Below are 24,327 nucleotides of genomic sequence, written 5' to 3'. Positions count from 1 at the left end.
GGTTTCACAATTTCATGGAACAGGGTATACTCTACAGTATATTCTGTTCCATTTTTCATTTGAATCAGCAAATACATTTGCTGATTCAAATTACGCCGAGACGTATTTGATAATATGATAATTAATGAGGGGGATGTTTATGAAGTTTCAATGGAATTTACTGTTAGGACTATTATTTGCAATTATTATTGCTCTTTTTGCTATTTTCAACATTGAGGCTGTACAAGTGAATTATATTTTTGGTGCAGCTGAGTTACCACTCGTTCTTGTCATCTTATTTTCAGCTCTACTTGGGGCGGCGGTAAGCGGTTTTGTTGCCATGTTTCGCGCCGTTCAGTCCAATCATCGTGTAAAAGAATTGCAGAAGGAAATCACGCTAAAAGAGCAGACCATTGCAGCGCAGCAAAATGAAATTGCTGAGCTACAAAAGCATTCTACTCTTCCTATTTTAGAATTAGAAAAGGTTAGTGAGCCACTCACTGATTGATGGGATAAGCACCTTTCTGGAATGATTATCAGAGAAGGTGCTTTTTTATGCCTCGCGCATCCGTTATAATGAATCAGAGGATGTGAAAGGTTTTGATCGAATCAATGAAAAGATGGACAGTGGAACGACCGGATGAGCAAGTGGTAAGCGTATTGACAGCGGAGCTCGGGCTGTCATCTGTCCAAGCGAAAATTCTTGCTTCAAGAGGAATAACCAATCCAGTCGAAGCGAAAGCTTTATTACATATGGATGTATCATCTATGCATGACCCATACTTACTTTATGAAATGAATAAGGCGGTCGAACTCATTAAGCTAGCCATTTCTAATAATAAAAAAATTGCTGTCTATGGCGATTACGATGGAGACGGTGTCACGAGTGTTACGGTTTTAATGACGGCGCTTGAGCGCATGGGGGCAGATGTCCTGTTCTCTATTCCAAATCGTTTCACACATGGCTATGGGCCAAATAAGGAGCTATTTCTTGGGTTGTACGAACAAGGTGTATCACTTATTGTGACAGTTGATAACGGTATTTCTGGCATTGATGAAATTGCTTATGCCAAGACACTTGGACTCGACGTCATCGTCACAGACCATCATGAGATAGGCAGTGTGATGCCGCCAGCTGACGTTATTATTCATCCGCGCCACCCGGATGGTGCGTATCCCTTTGGTGATCTCGCTGGTGTAGGTGTGGCATTTAAACTCGCGTGTGCGTTGCTTGATGAAGTGCCACAAGATTTAATTGAGCTTGTGGCCATCGGAACAGTTGCGGATCTTGTGTCATTACGTGGAGAGAATCGTTATTTTGTCAAAGAAGGCATTAAACAGATGCGAGTGTCGAAGCGTCCGGCGATACAAGCGCTTGCACGCATCGCTGGCACTGAGCAAGCCCAGTTATCGGAGGAGTCAATCGGATTCATGATTGGACCGCGACTGAATGCGGCAGGACGTCTTGGGGATGCTGCGCCTGCAGTTCATCTGCTAAAAACGGAAGATACGGTACTTGCAACTTTATTAGCGAAAGATTTAGATGCATTAAATAAAGAAAGACAAGCCATTGTAGCCGCGATTAGTCAAGAAGCAGAAGAGTTCATTACCAGCAAATATGGAGAACAGATTCCTTATGTGTTCGTTATTGCAGCTGAGGGCTGGAATGCAGGCGTTGTTGGAATTGTTGCCTCCCGCATTACAGAGAAGTATTATCGTCCGACGATTGTGCTGTCGATTGATCCGGAGAAGGGTATTGCGAAAGGATCTGCTAGAAGTATTGTGGGCTTTGATATGTTTGCGGAGCTGTCGAAAAACAAAGAAATTTTACCGCATTTTGGGGGTCACCAAATGGCTGCTGGGATGTCACTTGCACTTGCAGATGTGGATGTTCTGCGTGACAATCTCAATGCGCAAGCAGAGCAAGTGTTGACCAACGAAATGCTATCACCAGAACTTATTATTGATGTGCCATTGTCGATTGACGAAATTGATGTGGGTGCTTTGGAGTCGTTGGAGTTACTGCGACCTTTTGGGATGGATTTTCAAAAGCCGTTGTACTTACTTGAAAAAGTATCAGCTGCAACTATCCGGAAAATTGGAGCGGCAAAAAACCATATGAAATTGGAATTGGTTTCTGACGAACACATCTTGGATGCGATTGGCTTCAGTTTGGGGCATCTCGCGGATGAGTTAACGCCTGGGATTGAAGTGTCGGTTGTCGGAGACTTGCAGGTCAATGAATGGAATGGCAATAAAAAGCCACAGCTATTAATCAGCGATATTCGGTCTGATGAATGGCAGTTATTTGACTTGCGCGGAATGCGCGAACCGTCGAGATGGCTCCCGTCAATTCCTGCGGATGGTACATTGTTTGTTGCATTTCATGAGCAGACCATTCACCATTTTCAATCTTCCTTGCGAGGTATTGCCATTCATCTAGTTGGACAAAGTCAAATAGGGGAAGCGGATCATCTGGTGTTGCTCGATATACCAGATGATGCTACACAATTAGAGGAGCTATTTGTGACGGTCAATCCGCAACGCGTGTATGCGCATTTCCATGCGGCTGATTCGAAGTATTTTGATGGTTTGCCGGGCCGTGATCAGTTCGGCTGGTATTATAGCTTCTTGAAAAAACGTGAAGAATTTGATATGACTAAGAACGGGGAACAACTAACGACACATAAGGCGTGGAAAAAGGATACAGTTTATTTCATGTCAAAGGTGTTTTCTGAGCTTGGATTTGTTAAGATAGAAAATGGTCTTGTTTCTGTAATCGAGACTGTTGGTAAACGAGATTTGTCTGAAGCGCCGTCCTATCAAGAACGCGAGCTGCAGATGGAGCTTGAAAAAGTATTGCTATATGCACCATATATGGAATTGAAACGATGGTTCGATCTGATTAGGAATGGAACTGTCGACGGGGAGGAACAATAATGGATTTGAAAGAATACGTCACGATTGTACCGGATTATCCGAAGGAAGGCATTAGCTTTAAGGATATTTCAACAATTATGGATAATGGTCAAGCATATAAATATGCGACAGACGAAATTGTGAAGTTTGCTAAAGAAGTAGGAACGGATATTATCGTAGGTCCTGAGGCACGCGGTTTCATCATCGGCTGTCCGGTTGCTTATGCGCTAGAAGTGGGCTTTGCTCCCGTTCGTAAACCGGGTAAATTGCCAAGGGAAACGATTGAAGTCGAATACGATCTCGAATACGGTAAAGATACATTGACAATCCACAAGGATGCTATCAAACCAGGTCAGCGCGTGCTGATTGTCGATGATTTACTGGCAACTGGTGGTACGGTGGGTGCAACTGTTGAGCTTGTTGAGAAGCTTGGCGGCGTAGTAGCAGGCTGTGCATTTATCATCGAGCTTTCTTATTTAGATGGTCGTGAAAAGCTACAAGACTACAATATGCGTTCGCTAATCACATACTAAATTATAGGTGAAAAAGGTCCTTCGCACGACAAGCGAAGGACTTTTCCAATATAAGGACTTTACATATGGATGCATTTATACATACAATAGAAATACTAACAATTTTGCGGATAAGGTCGAAAGGGGAAAAATTATGGCGAAAAATCGTGACATGACGGCAGAAGAAATATTTTCAGTTGTCGCCTCCTATATGAATGATGAACACGTTGAATTCGTCAAAAAAGCATATGAGGCTGCGAAATCTGCACATGTGGGACAGTATAGGAGCTCAGGTGAGGCATATATTCTTCATCCTGTCCAAGTTGCGGGTATTCTAGCCGAATTACAAATGGACCCTTCGACGGTGGCAGCGGGATTCCTCCATGATGTTGTAGAAGATACGGATATTAGTAGAGAAGATATCATTCGTGATTTTGGTGAAGAAGTCGCGATGCTTGTCGATGGTGTAACGAAACTTGAAAAATTAAAGTATAAATCGAAGGAAGAAAAACAAGCGGAAAACCACCGTAAAATGTTTGTGGCAATGGCGCAGGATATTCGAGTGATTTTGATCAAACTGGCAGACCGTCTTCATAATATGAGAACGCTCAAACATGTGTCAGAAGAAAAACAGCGCCGTGTTGCAGCTGAAACGCTCGAAATATTTGCACCACTTGCGCATCGTCTTGGGATATCCGCCATCAAATGGGAGTTGGAGGATATTGCGCTACGTTATTTAAATCCGCAACAGTATTATCGGATTGTCAATATGATGAAACGTAAACGTGTAGAGCGCGAAAATTATTTGGAAAATGTCATGCTTCAAATTAAAAACGAAATCGGAGAGATGGAAATTTCTGCTGATCTTTCAGGTCGACCGAAACATCTGTATTCGATTTACCGTAAGATGGTCATCCAGAAAAAAGAATTCAATGAAATCTATGATTTGTTGGCTGTGCGCATTATCGTGTCCAGTATTAAAGATTGTTATGCGGTTCTTGGTATTATTCATACGCTATGGAAGCCGATGCCAGGGCGCTTCAAGGATTATATTGCCATGCCAAAGCAGAACCTTTATCAGTCTTTGCATACAACAGTTGTAGGACCAGCCGGTGATCCACTTGAAGTGCAAATTCGAACGGAGGAAATGCATAAAATTGCTGAGTTCGGGGTTGCCGCGCATTGGGCGTATAAAGAAGGCAAAGCATTGACGGCCAATCCAAGTGATATTGATTCGAAATTGACATGGTTCAGAGAGATACTAGAAATCCAAAATGAATCTTCCAACGCCGAAGAATTTATGGAGTCCTTAAAGTTCGATTTATTTTCGGACATGGTCTACGTCTTTACTCCAGACGGCGATGTAATAGAGCTACCAGCAGGTTCTGTTCCCATTGATTTTGCCTATCGTGTCCATTCTGAGGTTGGAAACCGTACAATCGGTGCGAAAGTGAATGGCAAGATGGTGCCGTTGGATGCTGAATTATTTACGGGCGATATCATTGAAATTTTGACGTCCAAGCAATCATTTGGACCGAGTCGTGACTGGTTGAAAATTGCACACACCTCTCAGGCGAAAAATAAAATTCGACAGTATTTCAAGAAGCAGCTACGAGAAGAAAATGTTGTCAAAGGCCGCGAAATGATTGAAAAAGAAATTAAAGCACAGGAATACGATATAAAAGAAACACTGACGCCCGAAGGCATTAAACGGGTTATTGAAAAATTTAGCTTCACATCCGAAGAGGACATGTATGCAGCTGTTGGATTTAATGGTATTACTGCTCAACAGGTCGTTAATCGCATGGCGGAGAAACTACGCAAAGAACGCGAACAACAGGATACGATTGACAAAATCGTTAAGGATATGAAGGCTACCCCGTCTGATAAAATGACCGAATCGGGTGTTATCGTTAAAGGAATTGATAACTTACTCATTCGTTTGTCGAAATGTTGTAATCCAGTACCGGGTGATGAGATTGTCGGATTTATCACGAAGGGGCGTGGAGTTTCAGTCCATCGTTTAGATTGTCCTAATATTATGGCCGATGATGAGGAAAGTGATCGGATTATTGATGTTGAATGGGCGCTGGGACCAGCAGATTCTAAAAAAGAATTTTTGGTTGATATTGAAGTATCTGCGTTTGACAGACAAGGTTTGCTAAACGAAGTGATGATGGTCGTTGCAGATACGAAAACACCAATGGTAGCGGTAAGTGGTAAAGCGGATCGCGATAAAATTGCACGTATTAACATGACGATTAAAATTACGGATATTGCGCATTTGCATAGAATTGTCGATCGGATTAAACAAATTCGTGATATCTACTCCGTGCAACGCGTTATCAACTGATAAGGGAGATGGATCGGATGAAGGTTGTGCTGCAAAGATCGGGTCCGGCTACTGTACGAGTGGAAGGGGAAGTGACGGGCTCGATTGACAAGGGCTATGTTTTACTTGTCGGCATTACCCACGATGATACCGAAGAAGACGCTGCCTATATCGCGCAGAAAATTGCAGGTCTTCGATTGTGGGAAGATGCGGAAGGAAAGATGAATCATTCTATCCTTGAAGTAGGTGGAGCTATTTTGTCAGTGTCGCAGTTTACATTGTACGGTGATGTTAAAAAAGGGCGTCGGCCGAGCTTTATAGAAGCAGCAAGACCTGAGCAAGCATTGCCGCTATGGGAAGCATTCAACCGTAAGCTAGAACTACAAGGGTTGCATGTTGAAACCGGTGTTTTTGGTGCTATGATGGACGTTGAGCTTATCAACGACGGCCCAGTTACAATTATAATCGAATCGAAATGATAGACAGAAAACACCTTCCATATTTATGGAAGGTGTTTTGTTTGCTTTATTCAATAGTCGTATCGAAATAATTGAGTAACCCTTTATAAATCCCATGCGTTGCCTGCTCGCGGAACATATCGGTTGTCATTTTCCGTTCTTCAGTTGCGTTAGATAAAAAACCAAGCTCTATTAAAATTGCATTCTGCCTATTTTCACGTAGGACGAGAAAATCTCCTGGCTGTGCACCGCGGTTACGTAGACTGACCGAGGAAGCTAGCCCATTATTCACCGAGCTGGCGAGTGCTTTTTGACGTGGTTGTGTGTAATAGGTCGTGAAGCCTGCCACGCTAGGGTCGGGGTTAGCATCGTAATGGATACTGACGAACGCATCTGCATTCACTTGGCTACTAACGGCTACTCGCTTTCTTAAAGATACATAGGTATCCGCTTCACGCGTCATGACAACATTTGCACCAGCGGCTGTCAATTTAGCTGCTAAAAGCTCGGAAGTAAGTAAGGTGATGTCCTTCTCATCCGTTCCCCGTGCGCCAGTCGTTCCACGATCATTACCTCCATGTCCCGCATCAACGACGATGGTCAATCCTTTTAACGTACCGGTGACCCGTTCCGTTTTTTGTTCTGTAATCGTCTCTCCGGTTACAGACTCATCACCCGTTGATACCACCCATTTGGCGATAAAAGCCGACTCCCCAGCTGGTAAGGCGATTTCATACCAATCGTCTTCCTTTTTGACGATGGTAAACTTTTCACCGGAATTAGCCCGGGTGACAATTTCTGAAGAAGTCGTTGCCCCAGCACGGATATTCGTTCCGTTCGATAAAATGGTAACAGTGCCAGAGTCTGTTTGGTCTGTGGTCTTTGGCTCATTTGAAGACAATATTCCATGGAATGAATAGACCCAGCCTAGTTTATCATTCGCAAAACTAATTTGTATCCAATTGCCTTCGACTTTTTCCACACTATACGTTTCACCACGTGAAATAAGTCCAACTCGTTTGGAAGATAAATCTGCTTTTTTGCGCACATTGAGCGCGTTTACCGAAACGGTAAACAAGTCAGCAGCTGCGAGTTGTTCAATGGGTTTCGGCGTAGTCGGCGTCACCGTTTGCTCGACCAGCTGTGTAATATAATCTGTATGTACCCAACCTGTTATGCCATTATATGAGATGGAAGCCCATTCACCGTCTTGTTTCGTCATGAGCGCTTCATCCCCAGCGGACATTCGTCCTAATACGGCAGAGCCGATAGCAGGAGCCGATCTAATGTTTAATTGATTGACACGTGAGACGATTGTCGTAGTACTCCCGGCTGTAAAATCAGTAGACTTCGTTAGCCAAGAAGCAATCCAACCTGTGGTATTGCCGTTTTGAATTTCTAACCAGTCTCCAGAGGTTGACAGGACTTCTATCTGCGCTCCTTTTTTCAGTGAGCCAGTGACATTATAGGTGAGTCCAGGACCAGAACGAATATGGAGTGATGCTGTATCCACGGTGACTGAATCTGCGTCGGCGTATGTAGTTGGTGTGGCGTAAAATACACTCAAGAAAAGTATGACTACAATGATGCATTTGTTTGTTTTCGACAAAATATCACCCCCCTATGCTCTATTGTAGAAGTTTTCTCGATAAAAAACTACAATTAATCGAAAAAGGTTGACACGCTGTTGTGGAATCATTAAGATAAACATTAATCAAGAGATAATATGTTTGCTAATGACGTGGAAAGTAATTGTATAACGGGCTGACAAGAGAGGGGCGGACGTGGCTGCAATCCACCCTACAGACGTGTATGATGAACAACACCATCGAGGCTCTGTGCTGAACAATCGACATTCAGTAGGTGCAGACGGAACCGGCCGTTATCCGGGTTTAAAGTGGACGCGAGTTAGAGGCGTCAATTTGGGTGGAACCGCGGAAGCTATAAAGGCTCTCGTCCCTTGCATAGGCAAGGGATGGGAGTCTTTTTTTGTATTCCTAACTTACACTAAGTAACCAACATCCTGTTGGCCCACAGCCTCTGACGTACAGGATGTACTAGTGACGACCGGTGAATAATGCATTGATTAGCACCTAAATGGGAAGGGGAATGGATATGAAATTTCAAGTGCCAAAAGGAACGCAAGATATTTTGCCGTCTGAAACATGGAAATGGCAGCGAGCCGAAAAAATTATCAATGAAGTATGTGACGTTTACCGTTATAAAGAAATTCGTACACCGATTTTCGAGCAAACAGAATTGTTTCAGCGTCTTGTAGGAGAGACAACGGATGTTGTGCAAAAAGAAATGTACACTTTTACAGATAAGGGCGATCGTTCGATGACGCTACGACCAGAAGGGACAGCATCTACTGTCCGTTCGTTCGTGGAGAACAAAATGTTCGGTTATGCCGACCAGCCTGTCAAACTGTTTTATACAGGTCCGATGTTCCGCTACGAACGTCAACAAGCGGGACGTTATCGCCAGTTTGTGCAGTTTGGTGCGGAGGCGATTGGTAGTGCAGATCCTGCGATTGATGCAGAGGTTATTGCATTAGCGCTCGATGTCTATAAGCGTGTAGGACTGACGAAGCTGAAATTAGTCATCAACTCGCTTGGCGACTCAGAGTGCAGAGTTGCACATCGCGCGGCGCTTATTGACCACTTCAATCCACATATCGGTGAATTTTGCGGCGATTGTCAGTCGAGGTTGGAAAAAAATCCTTTGCGCATTCTCGATTGTAAAGTTGACAGTGCCAACCCCCTACTCGCTTCAGCCCCTTCATTGGCGGATTATTTGAATGAAGCGTCAGCGACTTATTTTGCGGATGTTAAAGGCTATTTAGATGACGCAGGGATTGCGTATGAAGTGGATACTAATCTTGTGCGTGGTCTTGATTATTATAATCACACGGCTTTTGAAATTATGAGTACTTCGGAAGGCTTCGGAGCAATTACGACGCTATGTGGCGGCGGACGATATAACGGGCTTGCGGAGGAAATTGGTGGACCTTCTGCACCAGGTATCGGTTTTGCGATGAGTATCGAGCGCTTGTTGCTTGCGATGGCAGCTGAAGGCGTGTCGTTTGAGGCAGAGCCAGCACTAGACGTCTACATCGTTACACTTGGTGAAAGCGCACGTCGTCCAGGCTTCAAGCTATTGGGAGAACTAAGAGCAGCGGGTATCCGAGCAGATATGGATTATATGGACCGGAAGCTGAAGGCGCAAATGAAATCTGCGGATCGCTTAGACGCAAAAAACGTCATAATCATCGGAGAAGATGAAGTGACGGAAGGCGTAGTCCAATTGAAAAATATGATGGATAGCACACAAGAAAAAGTGCCATTCACAGAACTAATTGCAAAATTAATAGCAACATTGAACGTATAAGAGAGGCGGATGACAGAAATGCAACGAACACATTATTGTGGCGATGTAACAGAACAAGTAATTGGAGAAATGGTAACATTAAAAGGGTGGGTGCAAAAAAGACGTGACTTAGGCGGCGTTATTTTCGTCGATGTACGGGATCGTTCTGGTATTGTTCAGGCTGTCTTTAATCCGGATATTTCAGCACAAGCATTAGCCACTGCAGACAAACTACGTAACGAATATGTAGTTGAAATTACGGGAAAAGTCGTTGAGCGTCAAGAAGGTCAAAAGAATCCGAAGCTGAAATCAGGCTCTATTGAAGTTCAAGTCGAAGAAGTCACAATCATCAATGAAGCGAAAAACCCACCATTTATGATTGAAGATGAAACAGATGTTAACGAAGAAATTAGACTAAAGTATAGATATTTAGATTTACGTCGTCCCAAATTGGCGAACGTCCTGAAAATGCGTTCAGACATTACGAAAACGGTGCGTAATTTCTTGGATGAAGAAGGATTCCTTGAAATCGAAACACCGATTTTAACAAAATCAACACCAGAAGGAGCACGTGACTATCTCGTACCAAGTCGTGTCCACGAAGGTGAGTTTTACGCATTGCCGCAATCGCCACAATTATTCAAACAAATGCTAATGGTATCTGGTTTTGACCGTTACTACCAAATCGCTCGTTGTTTCCGTGATGAAGACCTTCGTGCTGACCGTCAGCCGGAATTCACACAAATTGATATGGAAATGAGTTTCATGTCAATGGAAGAAATCATGTCATTGAACGAACAATTGATGCAGAAGGTAATGAAGGATGTCAAAGGCATCGATATTGAAATTCCATTCAAACGTCTTCCTTATGACGAAGCAATGGCGCGTTTTGGTTCAGACAAGCCAGATACACGCTTTACAATGGAATTAATAGATGTGTCATATGTTATGAAGGAATCCTCTTTCAAAGTGTTTGCTGGAGCGGTCGAAGCAGGTCAACAAGTGAAGCTAATCAATGCTAAAGGCTTGGCAGACCAATATTCACGTAAAGATATCGACGCACTTGCAGAGTTTGCGGCGCTTTACGGTGCAAAAGGACTTGCATGGTTGAAAGTGGATGAAGAAGGTTTCAAAGGGCCGATTGCGAAGTTCTTCGAAGGCGAAGAAGGAGCTCCATTGAAAGCGGCAGCAGATGCTGAAGTGGGCGACTTACTGTTATTCGTAGCGGATAAGAAGAGTGTTGTAGCTGATACACTTGGTGCACTTCGCTCTAAGTTTGGTAAAGACCATAACTTAATCGATGAATCAAAATTCAATTTCCTATGGGTTACAGAATGGCCGCTATTTGAATACGACGAAAAAGCAGGTCGCTACTCTGCAGCGCATCACCCATTCACAATGCCAGCTGATGTAGAAGAACTGGTGACAAGCCCTGAAACAGTTAAAGCACTTGCGTATGACCTTGTGTTGAACGGCTATGAGCTTGGTGGTGGATCCCTACGTATTTACGAACGGGATGTTCAGGAAAAAATGTTCGAAGCGCTTGGCTTTACGCAAGAACAAGCTCAAGAACAATTCGGTTTCTTACTCGACGCATTTGATTACGGAACGCCTCCACATGGTGGCTTGGCATTTGGTCTAGACCGAATTGTTATGCTACTCGCGGGTTCAACGAACTTACGCGATACGATTGCATTCCCGAAAACAGCAAGCGCAAGCTGCTTGCTAACAGCAGCACCAGACCGTGTAGATGACGGCCAACTCGCCGAACTTGGCATTCTCGTGATGTCGAAGAAGAAGTAAAAAAAGTAGTGTTACAGGCATCTCTGTGGAAGGATGTTTTCAATTCTTCCATAGAGCCATAGTAGGATTCAATAAGATTTTCATATCATTTTATGTAGTTGGTTAAAATTACTTCTAGTAAAATTATTGAATTGCCTGTCAATATATGATACCATTACGGTAATACGAATCCTGGAGTGTTCGTTGTTTGCCAATCAGTTTTGACCGAACATTCTATCGTCGGGAGCCTGTGTTTTGGTTAGGATGACACGCCTTCTTCGGGGGACGTCAAAGTAATCAGATAGGACACCCACCTGCTGAATTTGCAGGTTCAAAACGATACTACAAAGACGGCACATTCGGGATTTGTTCTTACTTAACTCATAACCCTCTCTGGCGCATGTGCGGAGAGGTTTTTTCTTGGGTAAAATTTTATTCATTCAATTAATGGAAGGCGGAATTAACTTGTTGCATCAATTTTCACGCAATGAATTAGCAATTGGTACAGAAGGTGTACAACGTATGCGTGACATGACAGTCGCGATACTTGGTGTTGGAGGAGTAGGCTCATTCGCAGCAGAAGCTTGCGCAAGAAGTGGTATTGGTCGGATCATACTAGTCGATAAGGACAATGTTGATATTACTAATATTAATCGTCAAAATATTGCTTTTTTATCAACGATTGGTCGCTCGAAAACAGAACTTATGCAGGAACGTATTGCTGATATAAATAAAGACTGTGAAGTGATTTCACTACATATGTTTTATACAGAGGAGACAGCTGAAGAGTTTTTCAGTTACAACCTTGATTATGTCATTGACGCGTCAGATACAATTGCCTACAAAATTCACCTTATCAAGGAATGTGTCGCTCGTGATGTAAAAATCATTTCAAGCATGGGTGCAGCAAACAAAATGGATCCAACACGATTCCGAATTGCGGATATTTCGAAAACGCATACCGATCCAATTGCCAAAGTGATTCGCCTACGTTTGCGCAAAGAAGGTATTCACAAGGGTGTTCCTGTCGTCTTTTCCGATGAAAGTCCAGTTGTAGTAAGGGAAGACGTTGTTGGTACAGTTGGTAAACCAGAAGCACAAATTCGTAAAGCCAAAATGCCTCCAGCTTCCAATGCATTTGTCCCTTCAGTCGCAGGGCTAGTTTGCGCTAGTTGGGTCGTCAATGACATTGTCGCGGATATCCCGATTCAGCGCGTGAAGGACAAGCAATAAGTGAAAATCTCCCGATGTAAAATACATCGGGAGATTTTTGATATGGATTCAGTCCTTAGGAAGTTTTTTTCTTTTGATAATCAAATAAATGCCTATACCAATGAGCGATAGCAGCATAATCACTGGTAAATTCCCGATGAAAAATACAATCAAGCCTGATCCAGCTGCTAACATGAAGTTGGTGCTAGTCGCTAGTTGTTTTTTTGTTTTATCCCAAGTATTTAAATTATTCTTATCCAATATAGGAACAATAACACGATCTTCAAACATGGAAATTTTTATTGTAGAATAAGAGGTTTGATTCTCAAGGTAATTCATCTTGCCGACAATCAATTCAATTTCTTCTTGGACTTTAGCTAAATCAGTAGAAATCTTCAATAAATCCTCCGTCTTTTGTGCCTTACTCATAAAATCAAGCAGGCGAGCCTCTACAGCACGTTTAGATGTCACTCTGGATTGTAAATCTACATATTGTTCTGTTACATCCTGACCTGTTATATTGCGTTCTAATATAGTTGCTGCTTCTTCAGTATCCTTTAAAAAAGATTGGAAGTGTTTCTCTGGAATTCGAACAATCATCGTACCGCTAACAGCTTCGTCATCTGACCGATACACATTGGATTCGACAAGATAGCCTCCATAGTCAGCAACTTTCCTTTCAATCTTCAGCTGCGCTTCTTCAAATTTCTTCACTTTCACTTGTAATTGCGCCTGATGAATAATCATCCGATCTGTTGAGCTTTCTTTCACCTGCGCACCTGCTGATGTAGCTTCTCCACCTGATTGGTCTTGGTCCATCATGGCTACTTCATTTGACATTGTCTCAGATTCAACTATAGCTTTGTCTTCAGAGCTATTAGCACTACACGCTGTTATTAAAATACATAGCACAGATAACGTTAAAATAGAAATGGTTTTATTCAAAATAAGATCCTCCTTCCATTAATCATTAGACGGAATATTAGGGAAAAGGTTACGATTTTTGGTTTAACATCCGAACAAACTATTAATTTATGAAGATTCATTGCACTATCAATCAAAATCCTTCATACTGGAGAATAAAAATAATCTACAATAGGATGTGCAAAAAGTGTTTAGTAAACAAAATGTGGAACAAAAAGAAAAGCAACATGAAAATAGGGGGCGCCTTCTCGTTAAATGTCCCGATAAACCTGGAATTGTATCCGTATTATCAAAATTTTTATTTGACCACCAATCGAATATCGTTGAATCAAGTCAGTATTCCAATGATCCGGAAGGCGGCATGTTTTTTATCCGCATTGAATTTCATAGTGAGGATCTCATAAAGAAATCGAAACAGATGGAGAAGGATTTCGAGGAAATTGCCATCAGGCATTCGATGGACTATCATTTCGCTTATGGACATGAACGTAAGCGAACAGCTATTTTCGTATCAAAAGAACCGTATTGTTTGATGGAGCTTTTATGGGAATGGCAAAATGGTGATTTAGAAACGGATATCGTCGTTATCATAAGTAACCATGAGGATGCCCGTGACATGGTAGAAGCGTTTGGCATTCCTTTTCATTATATACCAGCAAATAAGGATATCCGTAAACAAGTGGAAGAAGAACAGATTCGTTTGATGGAGCAATATGATGTTGATTTACTCATTCTTGCTCGTTATATGCAGATTCTGACACCAGAATTCGTCGAACATTTTCCGAACCAAATCATTAATATCCATCATTCCTTCCTACCGGCATTTATCGGTGCAAAACCATATGAGCGTGCTCATAGCCGAGGGGTCAAAATCATTGGTGCAACATCTCATTATGTGACGAATGATCTCGATGAAGGCCCAATAATCGAGCAAGATATCGAGCGTGTCGATCATCGTGACGATGTTATTGAATTAAAGAAAATCGGTCGCCAAATTGAGCGTCGTGTTCTTGCGAAAGCAGTCAAATGGCATCTTGAAGATCGTATCCTCGTTGAAAACAATAAAACGATTGTGTTTCATTGAATCAATCGCTCCCTACACTACCGTTTTATCGCGGTTGTAGGGAGCTTCTTTTAATTGACCTCTATCAGATAAGCTTTTTAGCTAGTTTGAATTCATTCATTAAATTATCCATAATTGTTTGGACAGAAAATATTTCTTTAATCTCATGAACTCTTGAGCCTGCGAAGACTAAGCCGTTATCAACATCACCGTCTACGGCATGTTTCAACGAGTCGAGTGTACAAAAACGATATGAACATTGCTTTAAACAGTTGTAACATTTTTTTATCTTCACTTTTTTATCACCATAAATTAAATCGGTAAATGGATTACGAATGGCACGTCCTTCCAAGCCGACAGTTGTTTTGACGAGGACGGTATCTCCTTCATTGCAATCGACATACATTTGCTTAAAGGCGGGATGTGCATCGCATTCGTTACTGGCAACAAAGCGTGTCCCCATTTGGACGCCGGCAGCGCCGAGTTGGACAGCTCTTGCGATATCTTCACCATGAATGATACCGCCTGCCGCGATGACAGGAATGCCGACTGATTCCGTCACCTCTGGAAGAACATCGAATAATGCCCTGTCTGTCCCCAAGTGTCCGCCAGCTTCACGACCTTCTACAACAACAGCGGAAGCACCTAGCCTCTCAGAGAGCTTTGCAAGTTTCGCTGAGGATACAATTGAGATAACAGGCACATTATATTCCTTTCCCCAACTGTACATATCACGTGAAATACCAGCGCCTGAAATGATGAAATCTACTTTTTCCTCCATTGCTGCTTTGATGTTCTCCGCAAAATCAGTCATCGCAAACAAGACGTTTACACCGATATAGCCATTACCGTTCGTCAGTTCTCTAGCGCGCCGAATGTGACTTCGAAGTGAATCGGTGGAAATACCTGTCCCTGAAATCGTACCAATCCCTCCGGCATTTGCTACAGCAGAAGCTAGTCCGCTCAGTGAAACCCTAACCCCCATCCCTCCTTGCATAACTGGGATTCTGGGCGTCATATGCCCGATAATCATTTTCGGAATATCCATCAACATAATTTCCTCCTTTTGGTTGTAAAAACTTGTCTAGCGATATGAAAAAGTATTAAAAAATGAAAAGCGATTGTAGCAGGAATGCTCCGAATCTATTATTGTCGGAATAGTGTTAATGATTTTTATTACAATAACATTATTAATAGGTGGGTTATGTGATTTAAATCACATAGATTTTCGATATACAGACATTTTTTGCTTTAGCGACTGAAGGAACAAACTTTACTTGGCGATCGTTCTAGTAAGGAGGATAATGTTTTGCTTTAGATTTTGTCTAGAGTACAGTAAAATGATTGTATGTTTGGAAGAAAGGAAGTCTCAATGTGAAAAATGTTTGGAAGATAGCGACTGCTGGTGTTCTAGCGCTCGTTTTGTCCGCATGCGGCAATGCAGCGGCTAAGGAGAATTTAACAGCTCAAGAGGTTTTTGAAAAAGCAAAAGTAGCTGCAAGTGAATTGCAAAGTGTACATACTACAGTTACTTATGAAGATTTTTGGCAGACATCAGTACCACTGGCTAGAATGTCTACGAAATATGATTTTATTTCCGACGCTACTTTACATCCGGAAACGTTCAAGCAACGATTACTAGTTAGTACGAGCGATCAAGAGAAGTGGGAAGCAAATGTTTATAAAATGAATGACCGTATTTTCATCGAGAAAGATTCAACAAAAACGTTAGATGAATTGACTTCTGGTACACTTTCGGAAATGTTCGGCGCACTGGTAGAGGAAGTGAATCCAACGTTAAACCTGTCCTTTTTCGATACATTTGCAGATGATTTCGAGTTGGAACCAATTGACTACGGTTATAATTTAAGGCTGCCAATGTCGAGGGAGCAATATGAAAAATTCCAAAAGCTAGTGTCTGGAGTGGATGACATTAGTGGGGAATACGCGTTTATCAATAAATTCGAGATTGTGATCGGTATTGATATCAATACATTCTATACAACTGATTTCAAGCTTTCGCTGGATACAACAGCGTATTCAATAACGGAACTCAACGGTAATTCAAAGCGCACGAAGCAAACGATGACGGCAGTTTATAGCAAATATGATCATGTAGAGCCTGTCAAGCTCCCAGTAAAAGTAGTAGACACTGCAGCGCAATGAATTAGATAACCTCATGCAAAGAACCTCTCATTATTAGTAAAATGAGAGGTTCTTTATTATCCTATTTTTTCTTGCGGAATTCCTTTAGTTTTTCATAAATCGCAGCCAATTTCTTTTCCTCGCCGGCGTTGACGGGCTTGTAGAACTCAGTGCCTACAAGTTTGTCGGGTAAGTATTGTTGATTGGTCCAGCCACCGAACGAGCCGAGAGGTGTGTCATGCGGGTATTTGTAGCCGACATGTCCGAGCTCAGCTGCCCCAGCGTAATGAGCATCACGTAAATGAAGGGGGATGTCTCCTGTTTTACCTTCGTTAATAGCCTTTACGGCGGCATCGAATGCTTTATATGCTGAATTCGATTTGGAGGCAAGGCACATTTCAATGACGGCGTTGGCCAGAGGGATACGAGCTTCAGGCATACCGAGTCGAACGGCAGCTTCTGTCGCCGCTAGGACATGTGGACCAACTTCAGGGGAGGCCAATCCGACGTCCTCGTAAGCCATCACTAGTAATCTTCTAGACACGGCTACCAAATCACCAATCTCTAGCAAATTGGCCAAGTAGTACATAGCAGCATTGACATCACTACCACGCACCGATTTTTGCAACGCAGATAATAAATTATAAAAATGCGAGCCTTTTTTATCACCAAACAAACCAATACGACCGAGTAAATTTTCAATGAGCCAGTCCTCGATGATGGTTTTTCCGTCTGTTTCATCACTTGCAGAAATAACTGATTCAAGAACGGTTAATGCTTTGCGCGCATCCCCATTGACACCCTCAGCAATTAATGCGATTTGCTCGTCTGTTATGTCGATGGACATTTTGCCAAGACCACGTTCTTCATCCGTCAACGCATTGTGAAGGACCTCCAACAAATCCTCAGGCTCCAATCGGGATAATTGTCGAATTTCACCACATCTCGAACGAATGGCTGGATTAACGTCATGGTATGGATTTTCTGTCGTTGCACCGATCAATACAATGGCTCCACTTTCAACATGGGGCAGCAAGGTGTCCTGTTGTAATTTATTGAACCGATGAATTTCATCGAGAAATAAAAGCACCTTCCCGGTGATTCGTGATTCCGCTACAACACTTTCTACATCTTTTTTACCAGACACCGTCGCGTTCATGGCGATGAAAGGCAAATCACTTGTACCCGCAATAGCATGCGCTAGTGAAGTTTTGCCGATCCCGGGTTCGCCGTACAAGAGCATTGAAGGCACGTGACCGTTTTTAATCATCCGGTACAACGCTGTCTGCTCGCCGATAATTTCTTTCTGCCCAGCAATTTCATCAATATTTCTAGGGCGCATACGATACGCCAAAGGTTCATTATGCATATAATCGCTCCTCGTACATCAGTTCCACTAGTATACAACATAGGATGAAAGGAAGTCATTTCAAGCTAGCGGATCACCATTTATGTTATACTATTTTGAAGTAAACGTAAGAAAAGGACGGGGTTTATTAGATGAAGATTTCGACAAAGGGACGCTATGGATTGACAATTGTTGTGGAGCTTGGCCGCAAGTATGGGGAAGGTCCAGTACCGTTGAGGAAAATTGCTGAGGAACAGGAATTATCGGAGGCTTATCTTGAACAGCTAATCCCACCACTACGTAACAGTGGTATCGTGAAAAGTGTTCGTGGAGCATACGGAGGCTATATGCTTGCAAAGCAACCAACCGAAATTACTGCTGGAGATGTGATCCGTATCCTTGAAGGTCCGATTCAGCTTGTTGAAGGATTGGAAGAAACTGATGTTCCACAGCAAGCGCTTTGGCATCGTATTGGAGAGGCTGTACGCAGTGTGCTCGATACGACAACGATTCAGGACTTAATGGAAGCGGGTAAGGAATCGGATCAAGATAGTTATATGTTCTACATTTAAAGGAGTTTTCTTAAAAATGACATCAATATACTTAGACCATGCGGCGACGACGCCAGTCCATCCGGCTGTCAGCTCAACGCAACATAAATTGCAACAAACGATTTTTGGCAATCCTTCGAGTATTCATAGCTATGGTAGGGAAGCGAGAAAATGGCTAGATAATGCGCGGAAAACATTGGCACAGTCGATTCATGCAGAGTCAACGGAAATCATTTTTACATCAGGCGGTACAGAAGCAGATAATACCGCTATTTTCGGTACGGCTTTGGCGATGAAAGACAAAGGAGACCATATTATTACGACGACAATCGAACATCATGCTGTGTTAAATCCATGCAAACAACTGGAGATGCTTGGCTACGATGTGACATATTTAGATGTGGATCGCAATGGACAAATTACTGTAGAGCAAGTGAAAAACGCTTTGACAGATCGAACGATTTTGGTTTCGGTTATGTACGGCAATAACGAGGTAGGAACTATTCAACCAATCCGTGAGATTGGCGAATTACTGAAAGAGCATCAGGCAAAATTTCATACGGATGCTGTACAAGCATACGGGCTTATTGAGCTGGATGTGGATGAACTCGGTGTCGATTTATTATCCGTTTCAGCTCATAAACTGAACGGTCCTAAAGGTATTGGTTTTCTTTATCAACGTAAAGGGACCGATACGACATCTTTATTATTCGGTGGGGAACAAGAACGCAAGAGACGTGCCGGTACAGAAAATATTCCAGCAATCGTCGCTTTTGCGGAAGCGGTCACGATTGCTGGACAGGCAATGGCGCAAAATGCCGACCAGTATAAGAAATACGAGGATATATTAACGAGCTTATTTGATGAACAGGATGTTTCATACATGATGAATGTTTCTACCGATGTTGAAAAACTGCCACATGTCCTCAATATTAGCTTTCCAGGAACGGAAATCGAATCACTACTCGTCAATCTCGATATAGCGGGAATTGCTGTCTCAAGTGGCTCAGCATGTACGGCGGGTTCACTTGATCCTTCGCATGTTTTGACAGCCATGTTTGGGGAAGGCTCTCCAAAGCTGCGTAATTCAGTACGTTTCAGCTTTGGCTTAGGTCTAGATGAAATGAAGATAAAAAAAGCGGCAGAAACAACTGCAAGCATTGTTAAACGACTAGTGAAATGAACACAGTAGAATAAAGATAAAAAGGATGAAAAACATATGAGAACAGCAAAAGCACCAGCGGATACACGGGTCGTCGTCGGTATGTCAGGCGGCGTGGACTCATCCGTTGCGGCACTTCTATTAAAAGAACAAGGGTATGATGTCATCGGCATCTTCATGAAAAATTGGGACGATACAGACGAATTTGGTGTCTGCACGGCAACCGAGGATTATGAAGATGTCATCAGTGTGTGCAATGAGATTGGTATCCCGTACTACGCGGTTAATTTCGAAAAACAATATTGGGACAAAGTCTTTACGTATTTCCTAGAAGAATATAAAGCAGGACGTACACCAAACCCAGACGTTATGTGTAATAAAGAAATTAAATTCAAAGCCTTCCTAGAGCACGCGATGAGTCTCGGTGCGGATTATTTGGCAACTGGCCACTATGCACAAGTCGTTGAAGTCGAAGGCGGCGTGTCTATGCTACGTGGGAAAGATGAAAATAAAGATCAAACGTATTTCCTCAATCAGCTGTCACAGGAGCAACTACAAAAAGTGATGTTCCCAATCGGACATATGGATAAAAGTTTAGTGCGTGAAAAAGCAGTCGAAGCAGGGCTAACAACTGCAACGAAAAAAGATTCTACAGGCATTTGTTTTATTGGTGAGCGTAATTTCAAGGAGTTCCTTGGTCAATATTTGCCAGCACAGCCTGGTGAAATGAAAACGATGGATGGTGAAGTCGTCGGAAGACATGATGGCCTTATGTACTATACAATCGGTCAACGTCACGGTCTGGGTATTGGTGGAGCAGGAGACCCGTGGTTTGTTTTTGGTAAAGATTTAGCATCGAATGTCTTGCTTGTCGGTCAAAACTTTCATAATGAAGCACTATTTTCAGATAGCTTGACGGCTATTGATGTTGGTTTTTCAACAGTACGTGCGCTACCAACGACATTTAGCTGTACTGCGAAATTCCGTTACCGTCAGCCTGATACGAACGTGACAGTTGAGTTAACTGGCGATGGCACAGCTATCGTTACATTTGCACAACCAGTCCGTGCGATTACACCAGGACAAGCGGTTGTTTTTTATGATGGAGACGAGTGTCTTGGTGGCGGAACAATTGACACAGTTATTAAAAACGGTATGCAACTTGAGTATGTTGGATAAGGGGAATTTGAATATGAATTACAACGAAATCGGTATTACTGCACTACAAGAAGGAGAATATGAAAAAGCGGTTGAATCGTTTGTCAAAGCGATTGAATTAGCCCCTGAAAATGCGGTCGGCTACATCAATTTAGGAAATGTTTTTGCCTCACTTGGTGATGCTGAAAAAGCAGAGCCTTTTTTCCAAAAGGCAATTACTTTTGATGCGGAAGCGGGTACGGCTTTTTACGGTCTCGCCAACCTTTATTATAATAAAGAGCGCTACGAGGAATCAGCTAAATTATACGAAACAGCAATCCGCCATGGTGTGCAAGAGGCAGATGCTTATTTCATGTTAGGGAAAAGTTTAGAACGTTCGGGCACTGACAAACTAGCGCTGCCATACTTACAACGTGCGGCAGAATTAGCACCTAATGACCTTGAAATCCGGTTGTCATACGGCATTGTGCTTGCCAATATGGAGCTCTTTACAGAGGCGGCAGGCGAATTTCATTTCATTCTCGAGCAGGATGGAGATAATGCCGATGCTCACTATAATTTAGGTTTTTTATATGCAGTATCGACAGAGCAAAAAGCGGATGCACTGGCACATCTAGAAAAGGCATTTACAATCGATCCCGAACATGTCCAAGCGCGTTATATTTTTGACATGATTCAACAGGGTGAAAACGGAAAGTAAGGGGTGGCGGTGGTGGAAGGACACGGCGAGGCAACAAAACCAAATGAGATATTTTTAATAGGTCGACCGGTTGTGACCATCTTCCATAACCCTGATAACCTTTTTACGATTGTCAAACTGAAGGTGCGGGAGACGAACAGCGGCTATGAGGACAAGGAAATCATCGTCAAGGGAAGTTTTCCCCAGCTAACACCTGATGAGGACTACAAATTCACAGGTAGACTTGTCAATCATCCAACATACGGTGCACAATTCGATGTACTGACGTTTGCGAAAGAAATGCCCGCGACAGAAACAGGACTCATTCATTATTTGTCTGGGGACTTATTTCCAGGGATTGGGATGAAAACAGCTCAAACAATTGTCAAAAAACTTGGTAAAGACGTCATTAAGAAAATTTTAGATGATCCATCTGTTCTGGATATGATTCCAAGATTATCGGATGATAAGAAAGAGACACTGGTCTCTGTGCTTGCGCAAAATATGGGACTTGAGCGGACGATTATCCAGTTAAATGAGTGGGGATTCGGTCCGCAAATTGCGATGCGTATTTATCAGACTTATCGTGAAGAAGCGATTTCACAGTTGACTGAAAATCCGTATCGGCTCATTGAAGAGGTTGAAGGGGTCGGCTTTCAGCGTGCGGACGAAGTAGGTAAGAATCTTGGTATCACGGGGAATCACCCTGCAAGGATAAAAGCCGCCATTCTCCATTCGATGAATCAGGCTGTTCAATCAGCTGGACATGTTTTCCTAGAAGCAGAATCCATTTTACCGGATGTTAAGCGTCTTCTTGAAATGAGTCAGCCTATCGACATTCCGTTTGCTTCAATTTCCCAGGCGATTATTGAATTGGTTGAGGAAGGTAAGCTATCTGCTGAAGGTCGCAGATTATACATACCATCTCTTTATTTTTCTGAAATCGGTATTGCTGCAAAAATTGAACGCATTATGCAGAACGATACGACGGATCAGTTTCCAGTGTCCGAAATAAGAAAAGCTGTTGGAGAAGTGGAAGAAAGGCTCAGTGTGAACTATGCAGAAACCCAGGTAGCAGGGATTGAGACTGCTCTTCATTCCCCCGCAATGATCTTAACGGGCGGGCCAGGTACTGGGAAGACGACCGTTATTCGGGGGCTCGTAGAAGTGTACGCCGAACTACATGGTTTATCACTGGATCCAAAGGAATATGCTAAAAAACAAGAACCTTTTCCGATTGTGTTAGCAGCGCCAACTGGACGGGCAGCAAAGCGAATGTCCGAGTCGACGGGATTACCAGCGATGACAATACACCGTTTGCTCGGATTTAATGGGCTTGAAAAGGAAGAAGAGACAGAACGGGAAGTAAAGGGGCGTCTCATTATTATTGATGAGATGTCAATGGTAGATACCTGGCTAGCCCACCAATTGCTAAAAGCGCTTGCTGATGATGTCCAATTGTTATTTGTAGGTGATCAAGATCAGCTACCGCCAGTAGGACCGGGACAAGTGTTACGGGATATGCTCGAGTCGAATAAAGTACCGGTCGTTGAATTAACCGAAATTTATCGACAAAGTGCGGGTTCGACGATTATTGAAATGGCACATATGATTAAACGCTCCGAATGGTCGGCTGATATCACAGAAAAGACATCGGATCGATCGTTCATCAAAGCAGGTGCTGATCGAATACTTGAAGTCGTTGAGCAAGTTGTGAAAAACGCAATTGCCAAAGGGCATCATATTAGAGATATTCAAGTCCTTGCACCGATGTACAAAGGGCCAGCTGGTATTGATGGTTTGAACAAGATGATTCAAGAAATGGTTAATCCACCGGGACCTGATCGCAAGGAAGTTGTTTTCGGCGAAGCCATTTACCGCATCGGTGATAAAGTACTACAACTTGTCAATCAACCCGAAAGTAATGTTTTCAACGGTGATATGGGGGAAGTCATCTCTATTATCAAAGCAAAAGAGACGGTTGATAAAAAAGAATTACTCGTTGTGTCGTATGACGGCATAGAAGTGACCTACGAACGCAATGATTTAAACCAAATCACGCTGGCATACTGCTGTTCCATTCATAAGTCGCAAGGTAGCGAATTTCCTATCGTCATCATGCCTGTTGTTCGTAGTCAACGGAAGATGTTGCGACGAAATTTACTATACACTGGTATCACACGTGCAAAAAACTTCCTCATCCTATGTGGAGAGCCAGAAGAATTTAGAGCAGGAATTAATCGGACGGATGAATTAGAAAGACAAACAACACTGAAAGAGCGCTTGAATGGCGAAATGATCGTACCGGTAAGTGAAGAGACAGCTACTACCCAACAAGCTGTTGATGATACTGAATTGGTTGGACAGACTACAGAAACACAGCCGCAAGTCTATGAGCTAACAATGGCGACATTTATCACCATCGATCCGATGATTGGGATGCAAGGTGTTACACCTTATGACTATCTTGAAACTTCTGATTGACATTCATCATAAAATTTTCTATAATCAAGCCAATCATCATACGAAATACGTCGACGGAGAAAGTACATATGTCTACTCGTCCAGCAAGAAGCCCCTTGGCTGAAAGGGCTTTCGAAGAAGCATATCGAAAAGCTACTCCAGAGTGCAGCTCATCCCTGCCGTCCGCCGCGTTAAGGCAACCAGAGATACCGAATGCAAGTTATTCGGTAATTAGGGTGGTACCGCGAGACTAACATCTTCGCCCCTTGTT

The 24,327-nt window shown here is 42.8% G+C and carries 19 protein-coding genes, 1 other RNA gene and 1 other annotated feature; of the genes, 16 read left to right on the top strand and 4 right to left on the bottom strand.

Translation table 11 applies throughout. From position 1 onward, the window contains the following. The first annotated feature begins 139 nt into the window (after positions 1-139). The 5 genes from MKZ10_RS12550 (at position 140) to dtd (ending at position 6,221) form a co-directional block, all read left to right on the top strand. Positions 140-487: a lipopolysaccharide assembly protein LapA domain-containing protein gene (locus MKZ10_RS12550; protein ID WP_342505284.1), complete on the top strand. Its 348-nt coding sequence runs from the start codon at positions 140-142 to the stop codon at positions 485-487. Positions 488-579: 92 nt separating this feature from the next. After that, positions 580-2,919 (top strand): single-stranded-DNA-specific exonuclease RecJ, encoded by a 2,340-nt coding sequence (gene recJ, locus MKZ10_RS12545; protein WP_342505283.1) that lies wholly within the window; start codon positions 580-582, stop codon positions 2,917-2,919. Then, a complete protein-coding gene (locus MKZ10_RS12540; protein WP_342505282.1) occupies positions 2,919-3,431 on the top strand; it encodes an adenine phosphoribosyltransferase in 513 nt (170 codons plus the stop codon). Before recJ ends, MKZ10_RS12540 begins: the two co-directional genes overlap by 1 nt. Positions 3,432-3,564: 133 nt before the next feature. Then, the gene (locus MKZ10_RS12535) at positions 3,565-5,763 is read left to right on the top strand and encodes a bifunctional (p)ppGpp synthetase/guanosine-3',5'-bis(diphosphate) 3'-pyrophosphohydrolase (protein ID WP_342505281.1); all 2,199 of its coding nucleotides are present in this window, start codon (positions 3,565-3,567) and stop codon (positions 5,761-5,763) included. Between the two features lie 17 nt (positions 5,764-5,780). Next, the gene (gene dtd / locus MKZ10_RS12530; protein WP_342505280.1) at positions 5,781-6,221 is read left to right on the top strand and encodes a D-aminoacyl-tRNA deacylase; all 441 of its coding nucleotides are present in this window, start codon (positions 5,781-5,783) and stop codon (positions 6,219-6,221) included. A gap of 46 nt (positions 6,222-6,267) precedes the next feature. On the opposite strand, the gene MKZ10_RS12525 is transcribed toward dtd, so the two are convergent. After that, positions 6,268-7,809 carry an N-acetylmuramoyl-L-alanine amidase gene (locus MKZ10_RS12525; protein ID WP_342505279.1) on the bottom strand — a complete coding sequence of 514 codons (1,542 nt, stop codon included), beginning with the start codon at positions 7,807-7,809 and terminating at the stop codon, positions 6,268-6,270. A 118-nt stretch (positions 7,810-7,927) separates the two neighbouring features. Then, positions 7,928-8,164 (top strand) — a binding site (T-box leader). Between the two features lie 151 nt (positions 8,165-8,315). Here MKZ10_RS12525 and hisS point away from each other — a divergent pair. The 4 genes from hisS (at position 8,316) to MKZ10_RS12505 (ending at position 12,584) form a co-directional block, all read left to right on the top strand. After that, a complete protein-coding gene (gene hisS, locus MKZ10_RS12520; protein ID WP_342505278.1) occupies positions 8,316-9,590 on the top strand; it encodes a histidine--tRNA ligase in 1,275 nt (424 codons plus the stop codon). A gap of 18 nt (positions 9,591-9,608) precedes the next feature. Continuing rightward, positions 9,609-11,372, top strand: a complete 1,764-nt coding sequence (gene aspS / locus MKZ10_RS12515; RefSeq protein ID WP_342505277.1) for an aspartate--tRNA ligase — start codon at positions 9,609-9,611, stop codon at positions 11,370-11,372. A gap of 165 nt (positions 11,373-11,537) precedes the next feature. Then, positions 11,538-11,721, top strand: a non-coding RNA gene (gene ssrS / locus MKZ10_RS12510) — 6S RNA. 95 nt (positions 11,722-11,816) lie between these two features. Continuing rightward, entirely contained in the window at positions 11,817-12,584 is a 768-nt protein-coding gene (locus tag MKZ10_RS12505; protein WP_342510189.1) for a tRNA threonylcarbamoyladenosine dehydratase, read from the top strand. A gap of 48 nt (positions 12,585-12,632) precedes the next feature. On the opposite strand, the gene MKZ10_RS12500 is transcribed toward MKZ10_RS12505, so the two are convergent. Next, on the bottom strand, positions 12,633-13,508 hold the full coding sequence (locus MKZ10_RS12500; RefSeq protein WP_342505276.1) for a DUF4349 domain-containing protein: 876 nt from the start codon (positions 13,506-13,508) through the stop codon (positions 12,633-12,635). 166 nt (positions 13,509-13,674) lie between these two features. On the opposite strand from MKZ10_RS12500, the gene purU reads away from it, so the two are divergent. Next, positions 13,675-14,571 carry a formyltetrahydrofolate deformylase gene (gene purU / locus MKZ10_RS12495; RefSeq protein ID WP_342505275.1) on the top strand — a complete coding sequence of 299 codons (897 nt, stop codon included), beginning with the start codon at positions 13,675-13,677 and terminating at the stop codon, positions 14,569-14,571. A 64-nt stretch (positions 14,572-14,635) separates the two neighbouring features. Here the strand turns inward: purU and MKZ10_RS12490 are convergent, their stop codons facing one another. Continuing rightward, positions 14,636-15,598 (bottom strand): nitronate monooxygenase, encoded by a 963-nt coding sequence (locus tag MKZ10_RS12490; RefSeq protein ID WP_342510188.1) that lies wholly within the window; start codon positions 15,596-15,598, stop codon positions 14,636-14,638. A gap of 326 nt (positions 15,599-15,924) precedes the next feature. Here MKZ10_RS12490 and MKZ10_RS12485 point away from each other — a divergent pair, with 326 nt between their 5' ends. Continuing rightward, complete coding sequence (locus tag MKZ10_RS12485) at positions 15,925-16,716, top strand: DUF6612 family protein (RefSeq protein ID WP_342505274.1); 792 nt, start codon at positions 15,925-15,927, stop codon at positions 16,714-16,716. 61 nt (positions 16,717-16,777) lie between these two features. On the opposite strand, the gene MKZ10_RS12480 is transcribed toward MKZ10_RS12485, so the two are convergent. Beyond that, entirely contained in the window at positions 16,778-18,064 is a 1,287-nt protein-coding gene (locus MKZ10_RS12480; RefSeq protein ID WP_342505273.1) for a replication-associated recombination protein A, read from the bottom strand. Between the two features lie 131 nt (positions 18,065-18,195). On the opposite strand from MKZ10_RS12480, the gene MKZ10_RS12475 reads away from it, so the two are divergent. From MKZ10_RS12475 to MKZ10_RS12455, 5 genes are read left to right on the top strand one after another with little or no spacing between them, the layout of a single operon-like run. Further along, the gene (locus MKZ10_RS12475; RefSeq protein WP_342505272.1) at positions 18,196-18,615 is read left to right on the top strand and encodes an Rrf2 family transcriptional regulator; all 420 of its coding nucleotides are present in this window, start codon (positions 18,196-18,198) and stop codon (positions 18,613-18,615) included. Between the two features lie 16 nt (positions 18,616-18,631). After that, positions 18,632-19,777 (top strand): cysteine desulfurase family protein, encoded by a 1,146-nt coding sequence (locus MKZ10_RS12470; protein ID WP_342505271.1) that lies wholly within the window; start codon positions 18,632-18,634, stop codon positions 19,775-19,777. A gap of 36 nt (positions 19,778-19,813) precedes the next feature. Then, complete coding sequence (gene mnmA / locus MKZ10_RS12465) at positions 19,814-20,935, top strand: tRNA 2-thiouridine(34) synthase MnmA (protein WP_342505270.1); 1,122 nt, start codon at positions 19,814-19,816, stop codon at positions 20,933-20,935. A gap of 13 nt (positions 20,936-20,948) precedes the next feature. Then, positions 20,949-21,614: a tetratricopeptide repeat protein gene (locus tag MKZ10_RS12460; RefSeq protein WP_342505269.1), complete on the top strand. Its 666-nt coding sequence runs from the start codon at positions 20,949-20,951 to the stop codon at positions 21,612-21,614. 12 nt (positions 21,615-21,626) lie between these two features. After that, entirely contained in the window at positions 21,627-24,077 is a 2,451-nt protein-coding gene (locus MKZ10_RS12455; RefSeq protein WP_342505268.1) for an ATP-dependent RecD-like DNA helicase, read from the top strand. The last annotated feature ends 250 nt before the right edge of the window (positions 24,078-24,327 follow it).

Origin of the sequence: Sporosarcina sp. FSL K6-2383, assembly GCF_038618305.1 — a bacterium.
Taxonomy (GTDB): Bacteria; Bacillota; Bacilli; order Bacillales_A; family Planococcaceae; genus Sporosarcina.
This window is presented reverse-complemented; position numbering and strand designations above follow the sequence as displayed.

Bases quoted from the DNA above. Each gene is read 5' to 3' on its own strand.
- MKZ10_RS12550 (WP_342505284.1), top strand. From the start codon at position 140: ATGAAGTTTCAATGGAATTTACTGTTAGGACTATTATTTGCAATTATT.
- MKZ10_RS12540 (WP_342505282.1), top strand. From the start codon at position 2,919: ATGGATTTGAAAGAATACGTCACGATTGTACCGGATTATCCGAAGGAA.
- MKZ10_RS12535 (WP_342505281.1), top strand. From the start codon at position 3,565: ATGGCGAAAAATCGTGACATGACGGCAGAAGAAATATTTTCAGTTGTC.
- dtd (WP_342505280.1), top strand. From the start codon at position 5,781: ATGAAGGTTGTGCTGCAAAGATCGGGTCCGGCTACTGTACGAGTGGAA.
- hisS (WP_342505278.1), top strand. From the start codon at position 8,316: ATGAAATTTCAAGTGCCAAAAGGAACGCAAGATATTTTGCCGTCTGAA.
- aspS (WP_342505277.1), top strand. From the start codon at position 9,609: ATGCAACGAACACATTATTGTGGCGATGTAACAGAACAAGTAATTGGA.
- MKZ10_RS12490 (WP_342510188.1), bottom strand. From the start codon at position 15,598: ATGGATATTCCGAAAATGATTATCGGGCATATGACGCCCAGAATCCCA.
- MKZ10_RS12480 (WP_342505273.1), bottom strand. From the start codon at position 18,064: ATGCATAATGAACCTTTGGCGTATCGTATGCGCCCTAGAAATATTGAT.
- MKZ10_RS12475 (WP_342505272.1), top strand. From the start codon at position 18,196: ATGAAGATTTCGACAAAGGGACGCTATGGATTGACAATTGTTGTGGAG.
- MKZ10_RS12470 (WP_342505271.1), top strand. From the start codon at position 18,632: ATGACATCAATATACTTAGACCATGCGGCGACGACGCCAGTCCATCCG.
- mnmA (WP_342505270.1), top strand. From the start codon at position 19,814: ATGAGAACAGCAAAAGCACCAGCGGATACACGGGTCGTCGTCGGTATG.
- MKZ10_RS12460 (WP_342505269.1), top strand. From the start codon at position 20,949: ATGAATTACAACGAAATCGGTATTACTGCACTACAAGAAGGAGAATAT.